The organism is Arthrobacter sp. 05L45_2 (assembly GCF_056397525.1).
In genome coordinates, this window is the sequence record NZ_JBFTNO010000224.1 from 1 (window position 1) to 5,066 (window position 5,066).

The 5,066-nt window shown below is 68.2% G+C and carries 5 protein-coding genes; 3 read left to right on the forward strand and 2 right to left on the reverse strand.

Translation table 11 applies throughout. The features are described 5' to 3' along the window. Positions 1-1,364 (forward strand): replicative DNA helicase (dnaB, locus tag AC1DHD_RS14270; protein ID WP_476880342.1); only part of this gene is annotated, 1,364 nt, incomplete at its 5' end. A 43-nt stretch (positions 1,365-1,407) separates the two neighbouring features. Here dnaB and AC1DHD_RS14275 read toward each other — a convergent pair. Then, entirely contained in the window at positions 1,408-2,367 is a 960-nt protein-coding gene (locus AC1DHD_RS14275; RefSeq protein ID WP_476880343.1) for an acyl-CoA thioesterase, read from the reverse strand. Positions 2,368-2,524: 157 nt separating this feature from the next. After that, on the reverse strand, positions 2,525-2,959 hold the full coding sequence (locus tag AC1DHD_RS14280) for a DoxX family protein (RefSeq protein ID WP_476880344.1): 435 nt from the start codon (positions 2,957-2,959) through the stop codon (positions 2,525-2,527). A 142-nt stretch (positions 2,960-3,101) separates the two neighbouring features. On the opposite strand from AC1DHD_RS14280, the gene AC1DHD_RS14285 reads away from it, so the two are divergent. Together AC1DHD_RS14285 and AC1DHD_RS14290 are read left to right on the forward strand one after the other, a co-directional pair. Next, a complete protein-coding gene (locus AC1DHD_RS14285) occupies positions 3,102-4,457 on the forward strand; it encodes an MATE family efflux transporter (RefSeq protein WP_476880345.1) in 1,356 nt (451 codons plus the stop codon). 46 nt (positions 4,458-4,503) lie between these two features. Further along, positions 4,504-5,066: hypothetical protein (locus tag AC1DHD_RS14290; protein WP_476880346.1), on the forward strand; the 563-nt coding region annotated here is incomplete at its 3' end.

Below are 5,066 nucleotides of genomic sequence, written 5' to 3' on the forward strand. Positions count from 1 at the left end.
CGGTTGAGGGCACTCGGGGAGCCGAGGGAAGCCGCAAGCCCCCGCAGGACATACCGGCGGAGCAGTCTGTGCTCGGCGGCATGATGCTGTCCAAGGATGCCATCGCTGACGTTGTCGAGATTCTCCGCGGCCAGGACTTCTACCGGCCGGCCCATGAAACCATCTACGAGGCCATCATCGACCTCTACGGCCGCGGCGAGCCCGCCGACGCCGTCACCGTCTCGGACGAACTGACCAAACGCGGCGAGGTCAACCGCATCGGCGGTCCGGCCTACCTTCATGAGCTGATCCAGACGGTCCCCACCGCCGCCAACGCCGGCTATTACGCCGAGATCGTGGCCGAGCGCGCCGTCCTGCGCCGGCTGGTCAACGCCGGCACCAAAATCGTCCAGCTCGGCTACGGGCAGGACGGCGAGGTGGAGGACCTGGTCAACCAGGCCCAGGCCGAGGTCTACGCCGTCGCCGAGCGCCGCACGGCCGAGGACTACGTGGTCCTGAAGGACGTGATGGAGTCCACGGTGGATGAGATCGAGGCGTCCGGGCACCGCGGCGAGGGCATGGTGGGCGTTCCCACCGGTTTCTACGAGCTGGATGAGCTGACCCACGGCCTGCACCCGGGCCAGATGATCGTCATTGCCGCCCGTCCGGCCGTCGGTAAGTCCACCTTCGCGCTGGACTTTGCCCGCTCGGCCGCGATCAAGAACAACCTCGCCACCGTGATGTTCTCGCTCGAGATGGGCCGGAACGAGATCGCGATGCGACTGCTGTCCGCCGAGGCCACCATTGGGCTGCAGGATCTGCGCAAGGGCACCATCAAGGACGAGCAGTGGTCCAAGATCGCCACCACCATGGGCCGGATGAACGACGCCCCGCTCTTCATCGATGACAGCCCCAACATGTCGCTGATGGAAATCCGGGCCAAATGCCGCAGGCTCAAGCAGCAGCACGATCTCAAGCTGGTCATCCTCGACTACCTGCAGCTCATGAGCTCGGGCAAGAAGGTGGAGTCCCGCCAGCAGGAAGTCTCGGAATTCTCCCGCGCCCTGAAGCTCCTGGCCAAGGAACTCCAGGTTCCCGTGATCGCTCTTTCACAGCTGAACCGTGGTTCCGAGCAGCGCCAGGACAAGCGCCCCATGGTCTCTGACCTGCGTGAGTCCGGTTCCATCGAGCAGGACGCCGACATGGTCATCCTGCTGCACCGCGAGGACGTGTACGACAAGGAGTCCCCGCGCGCCGGCGAGGCCGACATCCTCATCGCCAAGCACCGTAACGGTCCCACGAAGGACATCGTGGTGGCCTTCCAGGGCCACTACTCGCGCTTCGCCAACATGGCCGGGGACGCCGGCGGCGGCGGAGGCTTCTAACCGGCCCGGCCCTGCCGGACCCCGTCCGGCAGGGCTCCGGGGCCTACAGCAGGTGGTTCGGGAGTCGGTTCCCGGGTGCCCGGCCCCGGATCTCCAGCAGCTCCCGGGCGTGCGCATGGAGCCTCTTGTCCTCATCTGAGACTGGAACCCACTGCGGGATCGGAACGGACGTGCCGCTGTCATCGCGGGCCACCATCACGGTCAGACAATACGTCGTCAGGTTCAGCTCGTGCCCCTTGGGGTCACCTGAGCGGACGTGGACAGCAATGTGCATGCCTTTCGTCCCCGTGTAAACCAGCCGGGCCTCGACTTCCACTAGGTGGCCGATCAGCAGCGGCCGGTAGAACCGCACGCCCCCGGAGAACACCGCCACGGTGTCCTTGCCGGAGTAGCGGGAGGCGCAGACGTAGGCTGCCTCATCGATCCACTTCATGACGATTCCGCCGTGGACCTTGCCGCCCCAGTTCACATCGGTGGGCGCGGCCATAAACCGAAGCGTGACGCGCTCGGCCGTCCCGGCGTCGGTGTATTCCTGCCCGCTCATGGCCTGGACGATGTCGTCCCTGACCTTGATCCGGGCCAGCGCATGATCGCGCTGCTCGACTTCCTCCGGCGTGGTCGGCTCAAACTGCGGTACAGGGATGGGCTTGCCGTCCTCCCCGACGGCCACGAAGATGACCATGCACTGGCTGCGCATGGTGGCCGGGCCGCCTTTCGGGTCGCTCGAGGAGACCACGGYSCGGATRTGCATCGAGGASCGGCCGGTGTACACGATGGTGGCCGTGACCTCGACCATGTCGCCGCTGTTGACCGGATCAGCGAAATGGATGTTGCCCACGTAGGCGGTCACGCAGTAGGTCTTCGCCCACCCGACGGCGGCGGCATAGGCGGCCTTGTCCACCCACTCCAGGACCGTTCCGGCGTCCACGGAGCCGCTGTGACCGACGTCGGTGGGGGCGGCCAGGAACCGCAAGGTAACGGCGTTGGGGGAAGTCTCGCTCATGGAAGCGAGTGTACTGACGCAGGAGCCGGCCGGCGCAGGCCGCCGACACATTCGCGCCGCCGGACGCCATATGGCGGCGGCARCCCTTGCCCGCGAACGACGGCGGGCGGCCACCCAAGGTGACCGCCCGCCGTCGCGCCCTGCGCAGTGTGCGTGCTTAGGCCAGGACGCTCAGCTTGGAGCCGGGCCGGCCGAAGACGGCCCGGTCCACGGAGACCTTGCCCGCGCCCACGAGCGCCACGGCGAGGGCTGCGGCGGCAAGGAGGAGCACCAGTTCGAATCCGCCCGTGGCGACGAATATGCCAGCCGGGGCATGGACCAGGAACAGGGCGCCGAGCATGTCAACGGCAAGCAGGACGCCAAAAACGCGGGTCAGGACACCCAGGATCAGGGCGATGCCGCCGACGAGTTCCAGGACCGCAATGACCGGGGCGGCGACATCGGCAGCCGGGACTCMCATCTGGGCGAACGCTGCCTGCGTTCCCGGGATGGTGAATTCGTTGAACTTTTGCCAGCCATGGGCTGCAAAGAGGAAGCCGGTGGCAATGCGAAGGACCGTGCGGGCCGTGGTCGTGAGCGAGGACTGGTTCATGGGGATACCGATCTGTCGTTTGGAAACGGCGGGGAATGCCGGGTAATTACTTGAATATTCAACTTCTAGTGTTCCGGCGGATAGTTGAAAAGTCAAGTAAAGTGTCGTCCCGCGACTCCCGGGCTGCGGCTAGGGTGGTTCCGTGCCAGACTCCGCCACGTCGTCCGCGATCGCCCCGTCCAGCTCCCGCCGGCGCCGGGAAATCCTCCGGCTCGCCGTCCCGGCCTTCGGTGCGCTGATCGCCGAGCCGTTGTTCCTGCTGGCGGATTCCGCGATCGTCGGCCATTTGGGGGTGGCGCAGCTCGCCGGCGTCGGCCTGGCGTCGGCCGTGCTGCACACCGCGGTGGGCCTGATGGTGTTCCTCGCGTATTCCACGACCCCCGCCGTGGCGCGGGCGATCGGCAACGGCCAGCTGCCCAAGGCCCTGGCCGCCGGCCGGGATGGTGTTTGGCTGGCGCTGCTGCTGGGCCTGGTCCTGGCGGCCGCCGGCTTCAGCGCCGCCGAGCCGCTTATGGACCTGATGGGTGCCAGCGGGGAGGTCCGCGCGTTTGCCGTGGACTACCTGCGCTGGTCCATGCCCGGGCTGGTCGCCATGCTCCTGATCTTTGCCGGCACCGGGGTGCTCCGCGGGCTGCAGGACACCCGGACGCCGCTGGCCGTCGCCGCCGCCGGATTCACCGTCAATATCCTGTTGAACCTCTTCCTGGTCTATGGATTGCGGCTGTCGGTGGCCGGCTCTGCCCTGGGCACCAGCGTCGCCCAGTGGGCCATGGCCCTGGTGTATGTCGTCATGGTGCAGCGCAATGCCCGCAGCCACGGGGTATCCCTGCGCCCCGCGTGGGCCGGGATCCGGGCCCTGGCCACAGTGGGCTCCTGGCTGATGCTGCGCACGCTGAGCCTGCGGGTGGCGATTCTTGCCACGGTGGTTGTCGCCACGGCGCAGGGGCCGGTGAACCTGGCGGCCCACCAGCTGGCCATGACCGTCTTCACCTTCCTGGCCTTTGCCCTCGACGCGCTGGCCATCGCCGCCCAGGCGCTCATTGGTAAGGAGCTCGGTGCCGGCCGCAGGGAGGCGGTACGCGACCTTACCGGCACCATGACCCGCTGGGGACTGGGCTTTGGAGTGCTTACAGGGATCCTCCTGGCCGTCGGGGCGCCCTGGGCGGGTGCCCTCTTCACCTCCGATCCGGGCGTCCAGGCGGCGTTGACCGTGGCCTTGTGGGTGGTCGCCGCCGGACAGCCGATCGCCGGCTACGTTTTTGTCCTCGACGGGGTGCTGATTGGCGCCGGCGACGCCCGGTACCTGGCCCTTGCCGGCGTCGTGAACCTGGCCGTGTACCTCCCGCTCCTGCTGGCGGTCCGGCTTTCCGGGCTCGACGGCGGGGCCGCGCTGCTATGGCTCTGGGCCGCCTTCTCGCTCGGCTACATGCTGGCGCGTGCCCTCACGCTGGGGCTCCGGGCGCGGACCGACCGGTGGATGCTGCTGGGAGCACGCTGACGCCCGCCCGGCGCGCACCGGATCATGCAGCCACTAAACTGGGCAGGTGACTCTCCCCGCTGACCCCCAGGCCACAATTGYCCTGCCCGCCGCCCCGGATCTGTGGAAGCCCGTTGTGATCCGGGCCGCGATCGCCCTGGCCTTCGGCGCCGTAACAGTGTTCTGGGCGGCACCCCCCGTGGCCGGCATGGGCTGGGCCGGTGGGGTCTACCTGTTGGCTACCGGGCTGGTCCTGATCTGGAGCGTCAAAAAGACCGGCCTGCCGCACGGGCATGGGACGGCCAAGGTCCTCGCGGCCGCCGGCGCGGTACTGACCGGAACCGGCGTCGCCGTCGGACTGCTCTCCAGCAACCTGGTGTTCGGTGTCATAGGAGCCCTCGGCCTGGGTCTTGCCGGCGCCGCAGAACTCTACCTCGGACTGGCCGTGCGACGCCGCTCCGTGCTTGCCCGGGACTGGACAGCCTCCGGCGTGATCGGGCTCGGCACCGCGGTGGCCCTGCCCTTCTTCATCGACCTGGGGCCGCATGCGCTGCTGGGCGTGGCCGGAGGCGGTGCGATCATCAGCGGCGTGCTGTGGACGCTAGCCGGACTGACCCTGCGGCACAATGC